The organism is Cellulosimicrobium sp. So1_17, assembly GCF_055181235.1.
In genome coordinates, this window is the sequence record NZ_CM143702.1 from 2626777 (window position 1) to 2642386 (window position 15610).

The 15610-nt window shown below is 75.4% G+C and carries 12 protein-coding genes; all 12 read right to left on the reverse strand.

From position 1 onward, the window contains the following. Positions 1 to 113: 113 nt before the first annotated feature. Positions 114 to 944, reverse strand: coding sequence for a sirohydrochlorin chelatase (locus ACZCLJ_RS11530; RefSeq protein ID WP_463103783.1), 831 nt, complete (start codon positions 942 to 944; stop codon positions 114 to 116). Further along, positions 941 to 2032, reverse strand: coding sequence for a uroporphyrinogen-III synthase (locus ACZCLJ_RS11535; RefSeq protein ID WP_463106397.1), 1092 nt, complete (start codon positions 2030 to 2032; stop codon positions 941 to 943). The genes ACZCLJ_RS11530 and ACZCLJ_RS11535 overlap by 4 nt, the downstream gene beginning before the upstream one ends. Positions 2033 to 2073: 41 nt before the next feature. Further along, a complete protein-coding gene (gene cobA, locus ACZCLJ_RS11540; RefSeq protein WP_463103784.1) occupies positions 2074 to 3405 on the reverse strand; it encodes a uroporphyrinogen-III C-methyltransferase in 1332 nt (443 codons plus the stop codon). Beyond that, positions 3402 to 3806, reverse strand: coding sequence for a nitrite reductase small subunit NirD (gene nirD / locus ACZCLJ_RS11545; protein WP_463103785.1), 405 nt, complete (start codon positions 3804 to 3806; stop codon positions 3402 to 3404). Before nirD ends, cobA begins: the two co-directional genes overlap by 4 nt. Further along, entirely contained in the window at positions 3803 to 6472 is a 2670-nt protein-coding gene (nirB, locus tag ACZCLJ_RS11550) for a nitrite reductase large subunit NirB (protein WP_463106398.1), read from the reverse strand. The genes nirD and nirB overlap by 4 nt, the downstream gene beginning before the upstream one ends. A gap of 267 nt (positions 6473 to 6739) precedes the next feature. Continuing rightward, positions 6740 to 8653 carry an FAD-dependent oxidoreductase gene (locus ACZCLJ_RS11555; RefSeq protein WP_463103786.1) on the reverse strand — a complete coding sequence of 638 codons (1914 nt, stop codon included), beginning with the start codon at positions 8651 to 8653 and terminating at the stop codon, positions 6740 to 6742. After that, positions 8650 to 11040 carry a molybdopterin oxidoreductase family protein gene (locus tag ACZCLJ_RS11560; RefSeq protein ID WP_463103787.1) on the reverse strand — a complete coding sequence of 797 codons (2391 nt, stop codon included), beginning with the start codon at positions 11038 to 11040 and terminating at the stop codon, positions 8650 to 8652. Before ACZCLJ_RS11560 ends, ACZCLJ_RS11555 begins: the two co-directional genes overlap by 4 nt. Positions 11041 to 11060: 20 nt before the next feature. Continuing rightward, positions 11061 to 12542, reverse strand: a complete 1482-nt coding sequence (locus ACZCLJ_RS11565) for an MFS transporter (RefSeq protein ID WP_463103788.1) — start codon at positions 12540 to 12542, stop codon at positions 11061 to 11063. A gap of 141 nt (positions 12543 to 12683) precedes the next feature. Continuing rightward, positions 12684 to 13391: a DUF6766 family protein gene (locus ACZCLJ_RS11570; protein WP_463103789.1), complete on the reverse strand. Its 708-nt coding sequence runs from the start codon at positions 13389 to 13391 to the stop codon at positions 12684 to 12686. 85 nt (positions 13392 to 13476) lie between these two features. Further along, the gene (locus ACZCLJ_RS11575; RefSeq protein ID WP_251152121.1) at positions 13477 to 13929 is read right to left on the reverse strand and encodes a hypothetical protein; all 453 of its coding nucleotides are present in this window, start codon (positions 13927 to 13929) and stop codon (positions 13477 to 13479) included. A 94-nt stretch (positions 13930 to 14023) separates the two neighbouring features. Continuing rightward, the gene (locus ACZCLJ_RS11580; protein ID WP_463103790.1) at positions 14024 to 14686 is read right to left on the reverse strand and encodes a LysE family transporter; all 663 of its coding nucleotides are present in this window, start codon (positions 14684 to 14686) and stop codon (positions 14024 to 14026) included. Then, on the reverse strand, positions 14683 to 15603 hold the full coding sequence (locus tag ACZCLJ_RS11585; RefSeq protein ID WP_463103791.1) for a helix-turn-helix transcriptional regulator: 921 nt from the start codon (positions 15601 to 15603) through the stop codon (positions 14683 to 14685). The genes ACZCLJ_RS11580 and ACZCLJ_RS11585 overlap by 4 nt, the downstream gene beginning before the upstream one ends. Positions 15604 to 15610: the final 7 nt, after the last annotated feature.

Below are 15610 nucleotides of genomic sequence, written 5' to 3' on the forward strand. Positions count from 1 at the left end.
CCCGCGTACTACCTCGCGCTACCCGCGTACTACCTCGCGCTACCCGCGTACTACCTCGCGCTACCCGCGTACTACCTCGCGCTACCGGGGTGCTACCTCGCGCTACCCGCGTGCTACCTCGCCAGGGTCGCGGCGGCCTCGGCGTAGCGGTCGAGGACGATCTCGGTGAGCCGGGCGTCGGGCGCGAGCGGTGCCGTCACGACGTCCGCACCTGCCTCGAGCACGCGGTCGTAGAAGAAGCCCGGCGCCAGGAGGTATGCCGCGACGACGACGCGCGGCCCCTCCCCCGCACCGGTGCCCGGCGCCGCGGGCAGCGCGGCGTGTGCGGCGGCGACCGCATCGGGGACCGACGGCGTCGCCATCGCGCCGTAGCCGACGGTCACCGGGCCGGCGTGCCGTGCGCGCAGGCCCGCGGCGAGCTCCTCGACGTCGCGGGCAGCCCCCGGCCGGCTCGATCCCGCCGCGGCGATCACGACCGCGTCGTCCGAGCGCACCCCGGCCTCGGCGAGCCGGTCGGCCAGCAGGTCCACGAGCCGCTCGTCCGGGCCCAGCGGCGTCCCCGCCGCGGCGTGACCGGCCCCGGGGCCCCGGTCAGCGACCGACTCGGCGATGTCGACGCCCACGTGGAACCCGCCCGAGAGCAGCAGCGGCACCACCACCGCGTCGCGCGGGAGGTCGTGCTCCGGCGCGACGACCGACGTCACGACGTCCGCGACCTCCGGCTGCTGCACGTCGACGAACGCCTCGCGCACGTCGAGGTCGGGGCGGGCTGCACGGACGTCGTCGAGCAGCGCCCGGACCACCTCGCGGCCGGTGAGGTCGCTCGTCCCGTGCGAGCACCCGACGAGCACCGGCGGCACCCGGTCCCCCGGCCCGCCGGCGCCGCCGGGCGCGGAACGCTCCGCCGACGCACCGGAGGGAAAGGCCAGGATCTCCACGCTCATGCGAGCTCCAATCGGTATCCGCGCTTGACGACGGTCTTCACGAGGTCGCGACGGCCGGTGGCCTCGCGCAGCCGCGCGACGGCGACCTCGGCGGCGTGGGGGTCGCGCGAGTCGCCGGGCAGCACGTCGAGCACGTCGTCGCGCGTGACGACCTCCCCGCGACGCGACGCGAGGAGGCGCAGCACCTCGAGCGTGCTGGGCGACAGCGGCAGCACCTCGCCGTCGAGCACCGCGACGCGCGAGCGGATCTGCAGGACGCCCGCGACGGTCGTGAGGGCGAGGGTCTCGGCGTGCTCGTAGTGCGCGACGAGGGTGCGCACGAGGGCGCCGAGGCGCCCCCGCTCGGGCTGGAGCGGGGTGACGCCGCGGTGCTCGAGCGGCTTCGCCGTGACGGGCCCGACGGCGGCCGCCACCATCGACCCGTCGCGGAACCGCGACACGACGAGCCTGCCGACGCCGTGCTCCTCTGCGGCGCTCAGCCAGGCCTCGGCACCCGGTGCCGACGTGAAGACGACGGCGTCGATCTCGCCGACGGCCGCCGCCTCGACGGACGCGCGCACGGCCTCCGGGTCGGGCGACGGGCCCCACCGGTACACGACGAGGCTCGCGACCTCGGCACCGGCCTCGGCGAACACGACGTCGAGCCCGTCGGCGCCCGCACCGTGGTGCTGGACGGCGATGCGCAGCCCCGCGACGCCCTCGCCGAGCAGCACGTCGGCGATCTCCGCGGACGTCTCGGACTCCGCGACCCAGTCGGCGGTCAGCCCGGCGGCCTGGATCGCGCCCCGGGCCTTGGGGCCGCGTGCGACGAGACGCGCGTCGGCGAGCACCTCGAGCAGCCGGTCGGCGAGGCCGTGCGCGTCGGCGGCCTCGACCCACGAGCGGAAGCCGATGCCCGTGGTCACGACGACGGCGTCCGGCGGTCTCTCGATGAGGGCGCGCGTCCCGGCGAGGAGCTGCTCGTCGTCGACGTGCGGGATCATGCTCAGCGCCGGCGCGTGACGCACCTCGGCGCCGCGGCGCTGGAGCGCGGCCGCGAGCTCGCTCTTGCGGCGGTCGGCCGTGACCAGCACCGTGCAGCCGGCCATGACCTGCCCGAGGGCGCGCTCGGCCGGGAGGACCTCGCCGCTCACGCGACCGTCGCCGGGTCGAGCCGTCCCTCGGCGGCCACGTCCCCGACCACGATGATCGCCGGGGCCCGGACCCCGACCTGGGCGGCGCGCTCCACCACGTCGCCCAGCGCCGCGCGCGTGACGCGCTGGCGCGGCGTCGAGCCGTTCTCGACGATCGCGACGGGCAGGCCCGGGTCGGCCCCGGCGTCGAGCGCCTGGGCCGTGATGCGGGAGAGCTGCGAGACACCCATGAGGACCACCAGCGTAGCCGCGCGGTCGCGGACACAGACGAGCGAGGCCTCGTCGAGGCCCTCGTGACCGCTCACGACGTGGAACGCGGCGACCGTACCGCGGTGCGTCACGGGGATGCCGGCGAGCGCCGGCACGCTCAGCGCGCTCGAGATCCCCGGGACCACCTCGACGGGCACGCCGGCCTCCCGGCACGCCACGACCTCCTCGCCGCCCCGCCCGTAGACGAACGGGTCTCCGCCCTTGAGGCGGACGACGACGCGCCCGCGCTGCGCCTGCTCGACGAGGATCGCGTTGATCTCGTGCTGCGGGACCGGGTGGTGCCCGGGCGTCTTGCCGACGTCGATCACCTCGACGCCCGGCGCGAGCTCCTCGAGCACGTCGACCGGGCCGAGCCGGTCCGCGACGACGACGTCCGCCTCGGCGAGCGCGCGGCGCCCGCGGACCGTCAGCAGGTCGACGGCGCCCGGCCCACCGCCCACGAGGGTGACCCGCCCGAGCCCGCCCGGAGCGGGGCGGTGCCGGCGCTGGTCGGCGCCGCCGGCGTGCAGGTGCTCGGCGACCGCGTCGCGGACGGCGCGGACCCGCCGCGGGTCGGCGGCGCGGGGCCCTCCCGTCGTCCCCGCGACCAGGGGGGAGGTCACGTCGCTCACGACGCCGACGAGCACGTCGCCGCTGCGGGTCGTCGCGGGCGTGCGCGCGCTCCCCTCGTGCGCCGCACCCGCGTTGACGCACCACGTGCGGCGCTGCGAGGCCCACTCCGCGACCGTGCGGTTGACCGCGGAGTCGTCGGTCGCGGTGAGCACGAGCCACGCGTCGTCGAGGTCGCTCTCGCGCACCTCGCGCGGGACCCAGGTGACCGTCCCGACCGGCGCGCCGAGCACGGGAGACGGGTCGTCATCGGGTCGGATCGACGACACGTGGCCGGCGCTCAGCGAGGCGACGACGTGGTCGCGGAGGTCCTCGCAGACCTGCGGCGCGACGACGCGGACGTGCGCGCCGTCGTCGGCCAGGGCGCGGGCGCGGCGGGCCGCGACCGGCCCGCCGCCCGCCACGAGCACGGTGCGGCCCGTGACGTCGAGGCCGAGCAGCGTGGTCACGGCCGGGTCCCCACGTGGACGACGCCGTCGCGCACGTCGACAGGCCAGGTCACCAGGTCCTCGGCGAGGCCGTCGACCGGCTCGAAGCCGACCTTGTCGAGGCAGCGGCCGGTCGCGAGGTCGAACACCTGCTTGTACATCGGGCCGGCAACGGTCGGTACGCCGCCGCGCGTCCCGACGATCCCGCGCGACATGACGTTCGCGCCGGAGAACGGGTCACGCTGCTGGACGGCGCGGACCGTGTCGTCCGGGAGGCGAATCAGGGCCACCTGGACCCCGCCGACGAGGGCGGCCGCGCCGCGCTCGACGAGCAGGTCGCGCACGAGGCACACGCGCTCCCAGGCGACGGGCTCGGCGGAGACCTCGGCCGGGGCGGGGACGGGCTGCGAGACGACGCTCATCGACGGACCTCCAGGGTGGCGCCGGCGATCACGACGGGGCCGGTCAGGACTGCGGGGTCGGTGTCGCCCGCGGCGCGGGCGGCCTCCAGGGCGGCGGCGCGCTCGGCGGCCGTCGCGGGGCGGATCTGGCCGCGCTCGGTGACGTAGGCGAGGTCCGGGTCGGGCTCGGCGGGCGCGTTGACGAACGAGCCGAAGCGGCGCAGCTTCTCCGGGTCCTCCAGGACCGCCCGCCACTCGTCCTCGTAGTCCCCGACGTGCCGGACCATCGCGGCGTCGAGGTCGGCACCGATGCCCAGGGAGTCCTCGATGATCACCTCGCGGATCGCCTCGAGCCCGCCCTCGTAGTCCTCGACCCACGCGGCCGTGCGCTGGAGGCGGTCGGCGGTGCGGATGTAGTACATGAGGAACCGGTCGATGGTGCGGATCAGCTCGTCCGAGGTGAGGTCCTCGGCGAGGAGCTGCGCGTGCCTCGGCGTGAAGCCGCCGTTGCCGCCGACGTACACGTTCCAGCCCTTGTCCGTCGCGATGACGCCGACGTCCTTGCCCCGGGCCTCGGCGCACTCGCGCGCGCAGCCCGAGACGCCGAGCTTGATCTTGTGCGGCGAGCGCAGACCGCGGTAGCGCAGCTCGAGCTCGACGGCCATCCCCACGGAGTCCTGGACGCCGAACCGGCACCACGTCGACCCGACGCACGACTTCACCGTGCGCAGCGACTTGCCGTACGCGTGGCCCGACTCGAAGCCGTGCTCGACGAGGCGCCGCCAGATGTGCGGGAGCTGCTCGATGCGGGCGCCGAACATGTCGATGCGCTGGCCGCCCGTGATCTTCGTGTAGAGGCCGAAGTCCTTGGCGACCTGCCCGATCACGAGCAGCCCGTCGGGCGTGATCTCGCCGCCGGGGATGCGCGGGACGACCGAGTACGTGCCGTCCTTCTGCATGTTGGCCATGACGTGGTCGTTGGTGTCCTGGAGCGTCGCCTGCTCGCCCTCGAGGATGTGCCCGTTGCCGAGCGACGCGAGGACCGACGCGACGACCGGCTTGCAGATGTCGCAGCCGCGGCCGGCGTCGCGGACCAGGCTCGCCCCCTCCGTGGCCGAGCTCTCGTCCACCGGCTCGGGCACCCGGCCGAACCGCCCGATGATCTCGCTGAACGTGTGCAGGTCCGCGACGCGCACCGCGTCGAAGAGCTGGGCCCGCGAGAGCTCGAAGTGCTCGCACAGGGCGTTGGAGACCTCGACGCCGGCCCGGGTGAGCTCGGTCGTCGTGATCTTCTTGACGAGCGGGAGGCACGACCCGCACGACGTCCCGGCCTTGGTGCACGCCTTGACGCTCGCGAGGTCGGTGCACTCGTGCTCCGTGACGGCGCCGCGGATGGTCCCGGCCGAGACGTTGTTGCACGAGCAGACCGTGGCGTCGTCGGGCAGCTCGAGCGCCGGGGCGCCGCCACCCGACCCCTCCGGGAGCAGGAACGCGCCGGGGTCGCCCGGCAGCTCCGCGCCCACCATCGGCCGCAGCGACGCGTACGGCGTCGCGTCGCCGACGAACACGCCGCCGAGGAGCGTGCGCGCGTCGTCGGACAGGACGAGCTTCTTGTAGACGCCCGCGACCGGGTCCGCGTAGACGAGCTCCATCGCGCCCTCGGTGCGGCCGAACGCGTCGCCGAAGCTCGCGACGTCGACGCCCTGGAGCTTGAGCTTGGTCGCGGTGTCCGCGCCCGGGAAGGTCGCCTCGCCGCCGAGCAGTCGGTCCGCGACGACCTCCGCCATCGCGTAGCCCGGCGCGACGAGCCCGATGCAGCGGCCCTCGATGCACGCGACCTCACCGACGGCCCAGACGTGCTCGTCCTCGGTGCGGCACGCGAGGTCGACGACGGCGCCGCCGCGCTCCCCGACCGCCAGACCCGCGGCCCTCGCGAGCTCGTCGCGCGGCCGCACGCCGGTGGCGACGACGACCACGTCGACGTCGAGCCGCCCGCCGTCGGCGAAGTCGAGCCGGCCCACGTGACCGGTCTTGCGGGAGACCTTCATCTCCTTGGTGCCGGTGTTGCAGCGGACAGCGATGCCCATGCCGTTGATGAGGCGCTTGAGGGCCTCGCCGCCGCCGAGGTCGATCTGCGCGTCCATCATGTGCGTGCCGAACTGGATGACCGTGGCCTGCGCGCCGAGCGCCTTGAGCGCTCCCGCGGCCTCGAGGCCCAGGAGGCCGCCGCCGATGACGGCACCGCGCACCGGCCGCTCCCAGCCGCCCTCGGTCGTCGTGCTGCGCCGCTTCTCCTCGACCCAGCCGCGCAGGGCCGCGACGTCGTCGATCGTGCGGTAGACGAACACGCCGGGCAGGTCGTTGCCCGGGATGGGCGGCATCGCGGCGTTGGAGCCGGTCGCGAGCACGAGCTCGTCGTAGGCGTGGACGCGGCCGAGCCGGTCGGTGACGGTCTGCGCCTCGCGGTCGACCGCCGTCACGGCGCAGTCGCGGTGCAGCGTGACGAGCTCGTCGTCCCACAGCGCCGGGTCGCCGAGCGTCAGCTCGTCGGCGTCGCGCGCCGAGAAGTAGCTCGTCAGGGCGACGCGGTCGTACGGCTTGCGCGGCTCCTCCGCGAACACCGAGATGCGCCAGGCGCCCGCGCCGTCGCGGGCGCGCAGCGCCTCGACGAGCCGCTGGGCGACCATGCCGCCACCGACGACGACGAGGTGTCGCGCGGTCGCCGCCGTGCCCGGGGCGGGGGTGGGATCGGTCTGAGGTCCGGTCACGGCGAGCTCCTGAGGGTGGGCGGGGGCGAGAGAGCCACCTTCCCGGCCGCCACAGGCCTCGAGCGTCGGCCGGGAAGGTACGGACGACGCTACGGAGCAGCGGTTTCGCGACCGTGCCCCGGTCGTTGCCCGGCCGTAACGGTCTTCTCACACCGGCGGCAGCGCCCGGGTGAGAAGACGGCACGTCTAGCGGGACGCCGTCACCCGGGCCCGCGCGGCGTCGGCCGGCTGGTCGGGGTCCGCCTTCGCGAGCCAGTCGACGAGACCGCACACGACCTCCTTGCAGCCCCCGCAGCCGGTCGTCGCCCGCGTGGCCCGCGCGACGTCGTCGACGCTGCGGGCGCCGTCGTGCCAGCAGCCGACGATGTCGCCCTTCGTCACGCCGTTGCACGTGCACACCGTCGTGCGGTCGGGCATGTGCGTCGGGGTCGACGCCGGCGCGGCCACCTGCGCGACAGGCCGCAGCAGGAGGTGGGCGGGGTCGGCGGGGACGGGCACGCGCCGCGTGTACGTGGCGGTGAGGTCGGCACCGACGTCCGGGGCGCCGACGCACGTCGCGCCGACGAGCAGGCCGTCCGCGACGACGACCTCGACGTGGCGACCCGACGCGGGGTCGCTCAGCGCGACCGTGCGGTGGGCGGGGTCGTGGGGACGCCGCACCCCGCACACGCCCATCGCCACGATCTCGAGCCCGGCGGCCTTGACCCGGACGACGTCGGTCCCGACGGCGGACCGTGCGCTGTCAGGACGAGGAGACGCCCCGGTGACCCGACGTCCTGACACGCGGGTCGGGTCCTGCGACGGGTCAGGGCGAGAGGACGCCCCGGTGACCTGAGGCCCTGACACGACGGGGCGGGCGACGACGCTCATGGCGAGGCGGAGCGCCATGCTCGGGCGGTCCTGCTCACCCCCCAGCCGCACGTGCGGGGACGCCGGGGCGGGTGGCCGGGCACCGGCGCGCCCGACGTCGCGACGTCCGTCAGGCGGCGCCGCCGTGGCTCTCGCGGTCACCATGGCGGCGAGGGCCTCCGCGAGGCGGCGCGACTGGTCCCAGCCCTGCGCGACGAGCCCCGACCCGCCCTCGGGCGGCTGCGCGCAGTCGCCGATCGCGAAGACGGCGGGGTCGTCAGGGCTCGCGAGGTCGTCGCCGACGACGACGCCCCGGTCGACCGTCAGGCCTGCGGCACGCGCGAGGCCGGTCTCGGGGACCGTGCCGCACGCGAGCACGACGAGGTCGGCCTCGATCTCGACGACGCGGGTCGCGTGGGACGGCCCGGCCGGGCCCGTCGACGAGGCAGGGCCGGTCGCCGAAGCAGGGCCGGTCGACGGGGCAGGGCCGGTCGACGAGGCGAGGCCGGTCGTCAGGGCCGCGCGGCCGTCGTCGGGCACACGGAGCGCGACGCCGCGCACGTGCCCGGACCCGACGCGCACCCGCTCGGTGCTCGCCCGCGTCCAGGTGCGCACCCCCAGCGCGGCGAGGCTGCGGGCGACGACACCGCCGGCCGCGACGTCGAGCTGGCGGTCCATGAGGCTCTCGCCGCCGTGCACGAGGCTGACCGCGACCCCTCGCCGGGCGAGGCCGCACGCGACCTCGAGGCCGAGCACCCCGGCCCCCACCACGACGGCGTGCTGCGCGTTGACCGACGCGGCGACGATCTCCCGTGCGTCGTCGAGCGTGCGCAGCGCGTGCGCACCGCGCGGCAGGTCCGGCCGCCCGGTCAGGCCGGCGACCTCCGGCACGCGTGCCGCCGCGCCGGTCGCGAGGACGACCGCGTCGTAGGGGTACGCGCCGTCGGCCGTGACGACCCGGCGCGCGGAGCGGTCGATCGCGATGGCCTCCGTGCCGCGACGCACCGTCACGCGGGGGTCGTCCGTCGCGGGCAGGCCGATCCCGGCGAGGTCGACCTTCCCGGCGACGACCTCGCTCAGCAGCACCCGGTTGTACGGCTCGTACTCCTCGGCGCCGAGCACCGTCACCTCGACCGGCGCGACGTCCGCGCCGGAGCCGACGCGCGCGACGAGGTCCTGCGCGAACCGTGCACCGACCATGCCGTTGCCGACGACGACGACGCGCGTCGTCCGCCCGTTCGTCCCGCTCATGCGAGCACCTCCTGCCGGTCGCGGACGGACGTCGTGCCGTCGCCCGCCGGGTCGTCGGGGTCGGGGGCGCGGCGCACGTCCACCGCGCACACCTTGAACTCCGGCATGCCGGAGATCGGGTCGGTCGCGTCCGTCGTCACGCGGTTGACGCTCCCGGCGCCGCTCCAGTGGAACGGCATGAAGACCGTGTCGGGCCGGATGCGGTCGGTCCAGCGCGCCGCCGCCTCGACGTGGCCGCGGCTCGACGTGAGACGCACGCGGTCACCGTCGGCGACGCCGAGCCGGACGCCCAGGAGCGGGTGCATCTCGACGAACGGGTCGGGGACGACCCGGTCGAGCTCGGGCACGCGGTGCGTCTGCGCGCCCGACTGGTAGTGCTGGAGCACGCGGCCCGTGACGAGGTAGACGGGCGCGTCGGTGCGGACGTCGTCGCTCGGCCCGACGTGGTCGACGGCGACCATCCGGGCACGGCCGTCGGGCGTGGCGAAGCGGTCGAGGAACGGGCGCGGGGTGCCGGGGTGCGGCGTCGACGTGTCAGGGCGAGGAGACGCCCCGGTGACCCGTGACCCTGACACGGCGGCGGGGACCGGCCAGAAGAGTCCCGGCCCGCTCTCGGCCTCGTCGGCGTCGAGGCGGGCGTGGCTCAGGCCCGAGTAGTCGGCGACGCCGCCCGCCGAGGCGCGAGCGAGCTCGTCGAACACGACCGCCGGGTCGGTCGGGAACGCGGCCGTGGACCCGAGCCGCCGCGCGAGCTCGGCGAGGATCCACAGCTCCGACCGGGCCTCGCCCGGGGCGTCGACCGCCCGACGACGGCGGATGACCCGCCCCTCGAGCGACGTCATGGTGCCCTCCTCCTCGGCCCACTGCGTCACGGGCAGCACGACGTCGGCGAGCAGCGCGGTCTCGGACGGGACGACGTCGCACACGACGAGCAGGTCGAGCGCGCGCAGGCCGTCGACGACCCGGTCGGCGTTCGGCGCGCTCACGACGACGTTCGACCCGTGCACGAGCAAGGCCCGCGGCCGCTCCTCCTCCCCGGAGCCCAGCGAGCGCAGGAGCCGGACCGCGGGCATGCCCGGTCCGGGGATCGTCGCGGGGTCCACGCCCCAGACCGCCGCGACGTGCGCGCGCGCCGCGGGGTCGTCGATCTTGCGGTAGCCGGGGAGCTGGTCGGCCTTCTGCCCGTGCTCGCGGCCGCCCTGACCGTTGCCCTGGCCCGTGATCGCGCCGTACCCGGACCCGACGCGGCCCGGCAGTCCGAGCGCGAGCGCGAGGTTGATCGTCGCCGTGACGGTCGCCGTCCCCTGGGAGGACTGCTCGACGCCCCGGCCCGTGAGCAGGTACGCGCCGGCCCCGCCGCGCGCCGGCGACGCCGCGGCGAGCAGCCGCGCGACGTGCCGCAGCCGCTCGGCCGGGACCCCGCACACCGTCTCTGCGCGCTCGGGCCACCACGCCATGACGGAGCGCCGCACGTCGTCGAACCCCGTGGTGCGCGCCGCGACGTACTCCTCGTCGACGAGACCCTCCACGACCACGACGTGCAGCAGCGCGAGGAGGACGACGAGGTCCGTGCCCGGGACGGGCTGCAGGTGCAGGCCCTGGTCCCCCACCGGCCCCACCGCCGCCGGGACGCCCTCCCGGGGCTCCACCTCCCCGGTCAGCGCGGCCGTCGCGCTGCGCCGCGGGTCCACGACGACGAGCCCGCCGCGCGAGCGGACCCCCGCGAGGTGCTGCACCGACGGCGGCATTGTCTCGGCGAGGTTCGACCCGAGCAGCAGGACCGCGTCCGCGCCGCCGAGGTCGGCGAGCGGGAACGGCAGCCCACGGTCCATGCCGAACGCGCGGTTCGAGCCGGCCGCGGCCGACGCCATGCAGAACCGGCCGTTGTAGTCGATGTTGGCCGTCCGCAGCACGGTCCGCGCGAACTTGCCGAGCGCGTACGCCTTCTCGTTCGTCAGTCCCCCGCCGCCGAAGATCGCGACCGCGTCCCGCCCGTGCTCCGTCTGGATCCGCGTGATCCCGCCGGTGACGACGTCGAGCGCGTCGTCCCACGTCGCGGGGTGCAGCTCGCCGTCCGCCCCCCGCAGCAACGGCGTCGTCAGCCGGTCGGTCGCGCGCAGCACCGTCGCGCTCGTCCACCCCTTCTGGCACAGCCCGCCCTTGTTCGTGGGGAAGTCGCGGGGCGCGACCGTCACGGGCGGGACCTTCGCCGGGGTGCCCGACGCCGTGGCGTCGCCTCCCGCGCCCGCGTCACCCGCGGCGTCGGGACCGCGGGAGTCGAGCGTCATGGCGCACTGGAGCGCGCAGTAGGGGCAGTGCGTGCGGGCCGGTGCCGCGCCGGGGGCCTCAGCTCTCCCCGGCGCGGCGGTCGTGGGGGTGGTCGTCATGCGCGCGCCTCGGCCGTCCGTCAGATCCGGGCGGCGGCGAGCGCCGCGCCCTTGCGCAGGTACACGGCCCACGCGACGACCGCCATGACGGCGTAGACCCCGATGAACGTCCACAGAGCGGGCACGAGCGACCCGGCGAGGCTCGTCGACGCCGCGAACCCGCGGGGGATGAGGAACCCGCCGAACGCGCCGATCGCGCCGGCGATGCCGATGCAGCCGGCGGCGGCCTTGCGTGCCCTGGCACGGGTCTCGTCGAGCGCGGCCGCGTCGACCGTGCCCGCGCCGTCGACGGCCCCGCCCGGCACGGCGCTCGCCTGGAACACCGCGGGGATCATGCGGTAGGTCGAGCCGTTGCCGATGCCGGTCGCGACGAACAGCAGCAGGAACGAGCCGAAGAACAGGCCGAAGCTGTGCGACTGCAGTGCCTGGATCGCGCCGAACGCGCCGAGCGCCATGACCCCGTACGACGCGATGGTCACGCGCGTGCCGCCGACGCGGTCGGCGATGATGCCGCCGAGCGGGCGCGTGACCGAGCCGACGAGCGCGCCGAGGAACGCGATGGACAGCGTGACCTCGGGGAACTGGCCCTTGAGCAGCATCGGGAACGCTCCGGCGTAGCCGATGAACGACCCGAACGTGCCGATGTAGAGGAACGAGATGATCCACGTGTGCTTGTTCTTCGTCGCGGCGGCGAACGAGCGGGGGTCGGCCTTCGCGGTCGACAGGTTGTCCATGGAGCGCCACGCGAGGAACGCCGCGAGCACGATGAACGGGACCATCATGAGCCCGGCCCGCTCGAGCGCGATGCCCGCGCCGGCCACGATGACCAGCGGGACGGCGAGCTGGACGGCGGCGGTCCCGAGGTTGCCGCCCGCGGCGTTGAGCCCGAGCGCCTTGCCCTTCTCCTTCTCGGGGTAGAAGAAGGAGATGTTCGCCATCGACGACGCGAAGTTGCCGCCGCCGAAGCCGGCGAGCGCCGCGGCGCCGAGCATCAGGCCGAACGGCGTCTCGGGGTTCTGCACGACGACGGCCAGCGCCGCGGTCGGCAGGAGGAGCAGGAGCGCGGACACGACCGTCCAGTTCCGGCCGCCGAAGACCGGCACCGCGAACGTGTACGGGATGCGCAGCGTGGCGCCGACGAGGCTCGGCACGGCGATGAGCCAGAACTGCTGGTCGACCGTGAGCGCGAACCCGGCGGCCGGGAGCTGCGGCACGACGATCGACCACAGCGCCCATACGGCGAACCCGAGGAACTCGGCGAAGATCGAGATCCACAGGTTCCGCGACGCGACCTTCCGGCCGCCGTCGCGCCAGAACGTCGGGTCCTCGGGGTCCCAGCGGTCGATCCACCGCCCGGAGCGGCGTCGTGCGGGCGCCTGCCCGACGGCGGTCGTCGCCTCGGGTGCGAGCGTCGCGGTGGTGGTCTCGGCCGGCTCGGCGCCGGCGGGAAGGTCTGCGGACTGCTCACCCTCGTGGGTGGTGGGGCTCGTGGGCGCGGACATGGCGGCTCCTTCAGCAGGTCCCGGTCAGTACCCAGGACGCTAGGAACACCGTGTTTCGCCGGTCGGCGCGGGTCGTTAAGCGTGTGTGAGGTCTTCCGCACAGAGCGCCGGGACGCTGTGAGAGGTGAGCTGCCGCCGCCGTCAGCCCTCGACGCCCGTGGCCTCGTGCGCGTAGCCCACCGGCTTGGACTCGGGGGACCCGCGCTCGCGCAGGTAGATCGACAGCACCACCATGCTGAGCACCGCGAGCATCTCGGACTGCCAGTTCTGCAACGTCCGGCTCCAGAAGTCGGGCAGCGTGAGGTACTCGCCCCAGGGGACGGGGTCCTGGAGCTCGCGCATCTGCTCCTCGCTGAACGCGACCGCGCCGGCGGCGGACTGCGCGAGCCACGAACCCAGGAAGATCAGCCCCATGACGAGCGACAACGAGCGCGAGTAGACCGCGAGGCGCCACCCGCGGGCCTTCGCCCAGGTGGGTGAGCCCTCGTCCGCGTGCTCGCCGACCTTCTGGTCCTCGTCGGACTCGCGCCCCGCCTTCTCGAGCTTCTTCGACTCGGGCGACCCCCGCTGGACGAACCAGACGGTCGCGGTGATGAACAGCAGGAACTGGAGGAACTCCGACTGCCAGTTCTCGGTGACGTCGACCCAGAAGGCCGACGACGCGACGTACTGGCCGAGCGTCACCGGGTCGAGACCCGCGGCGCGCTGGTCGAGGTTGAACACCGCGACGCCGCTCAGGGCCTGGCCCACGAGCGTCACGAGGAAGACGACCGCGAAGAAGATGCTCAGCGAGCTGGCGCGCAGACCGCCGAGGACACCGCCGGAGCCCCCGCCCGACCCGCCGCTCACCGGTGCACCGCCGCGAGCACGAGGGCCGTCACCAGGCCCACGGCCACCAGCACGAGCGTTGCCCAGAACATGAACCGGGGGATTCTCACGCCTCCACCTCGCAGTCGTAGGGGCGGTCGGGCCGCGCCGTGCACCCGGCTGCGGTCACGACCCAGCCGTCGCCCGAGAGGGCGAGGAACACGGTGTCGGACGCCGTGACGACCTGCGCCTGCCGACCGGCGACGTGGACGTCCTCGACGACGACGTCGTCCGCGCCGGCGACCACGTCGGCGAGCGGTCCGGACGGGTCGACGACCGCCTCCTGGCACGGTTCGCCCGCGTCCTCGGCGAGCGCCTCGGCGGCGTCCGGCAGGAGCAGGCGGCACGCCTCGGGACCGTCGCCCGCGGCGATCGCGCCGACGAAGCGCGTCACGACGTCCTCCGCGTCCGTCGCGCCCGGACCGGCGCACGCGGCGAGACCCAGGACGGTCAGTGCGAGAACCGGGACCGCCGCCAGGCCACGGTCCGCCGCCCCTGCCCGGAGCGTGCTCCGACGCACGTCATCGCCTCCTTCGAATCCCACCGGTGTGAGTACGCCGACCGCCCCCATCGTCGTCCTTCTCCGGTCCGTTGCAAGCGGGGCGGCCTCGTCCTCAGACCACCAGCACGACGACGAGCACGAGCATCACCACCGCGGAGACCAGGCCCGTCGCGAGGCGGCCGCGCGGCCCGGACAGCCACCGGCCGAGAACCGTCCCGCCGCCGGCGAGCACGAGCTGCCAGCTCGCGGACGCCACGAACGCACCGAGGACGAACAACGCGCCCGAGGCGACGTCCGCGTCCCCCGCCGCCGCCCGTGCGCCCACGACGACCGTCGCGAAGTACGCGACGGTGGCCGGGTTGACGACGGTGAGCGCGAAGAGCTGGACGTACGCCCGACCGGGGCCCGGTGGCGGCCCGGCGAGCCGTGCGCGGCGACGGTCGGGAGACGCGTCGGCGGGCACCGTGCGCGCGCGGTGCTCCCGCACGGCGACCCACGCGGTCCGCAGGGCCAGGACGACGAGCACGACCCCGGACGCGAGGCGCAGCCACGGCGCGGCGGGCGCGATGACACCTGCGAGCGCCACGCCACCGAGCGTGGCCACGAGCGCGTACAGCCCGTCCGCCGTCGCGATGCCGAGCCCGGCCGCCGCGCCCACGCGCCACGACGTGCGTGCGGTGAGGGCGACGAGGTACGTGGCGATCGCGCCCACGGGCACGGCGATGGCGTACCCCGCGAGCACCCCCGCCCAGAGGGCGGGAAGAGCATCGGTCATGGGCGCGATGGTCGCACGCGTCCGGCAGCCCGGTCAGCCGGTTTCCCGCTCGTCGCGTCATGGCGGTCGGTGCGCCGTGACTCCTCCGCCCAGTCCGCGAGCTCGTCGAGCCGCCGCTGCGAGGCCGAGCCGTGGGCCGCGGCGTGGATCACGACGTGCTGCCCCGGCGCGTCCGGGACGGTGAGCGCGTGCACCTCGAGCGTGAGCCGCCCGACGACGGGGTGTCGGATCTCGCGGGTCCCGGACGCGTCGCCGGCGACCTCGTGCGCGGCCCATCGGGTGCGGAACTCGGCGCTGCGCGCGCGGAGGTCGCGCACGAGCGCCACGAGGTCGGCGTCGAGCGGGTCGCGGCCCGAGCCGGTCCGCAGGAGCGAGGCCACGAGGTCGGCGACGACGGGCCAGTCGGACCAGAAGTCGCGCGCGGCGCGGTCGAGGAACACGAAGCGCGCGAGGTTCTCCGGCGCGCCGGGGCCGGCGTAGAGCGGGTGGTACAGCGCCCGCGCGAGGTCGTTGGCGGCGAGGAGGTCGAGCCGGTCGTCGAGCACGCAGCAGGGCAGCGCCGTCGCGTCGAGGAGCCGGCGCACGAACGGCAGCACCGCGGTGGGCGCCGGTGCCGGGTGCGCGACCACCGCCCTGCCGCGCGGCCACCGGAGCAGGTCCGCGAGATGGTCCCGTTCGGCGCCGTCGAGCTGCAGGGCACGCCCGACGCCCGTCATGACCGACGTGGACACGGAGGCGACGGCGCCCCGCTCCAGACGTCGGTAGTAACCCGCGCTGATCCCCGCGAGGTCCGCGACCTCGGCGCGGCGCAGACCGGCCACGCGGCGGGCGCCGCCCGTCTCGGGCAGCCCGGCGCGAGCCGGGGTGATGCGGGCACGTCGCGTCGTCAGGAACTCGCGCAGCTCCTCGTTGCGCATCTTCCCG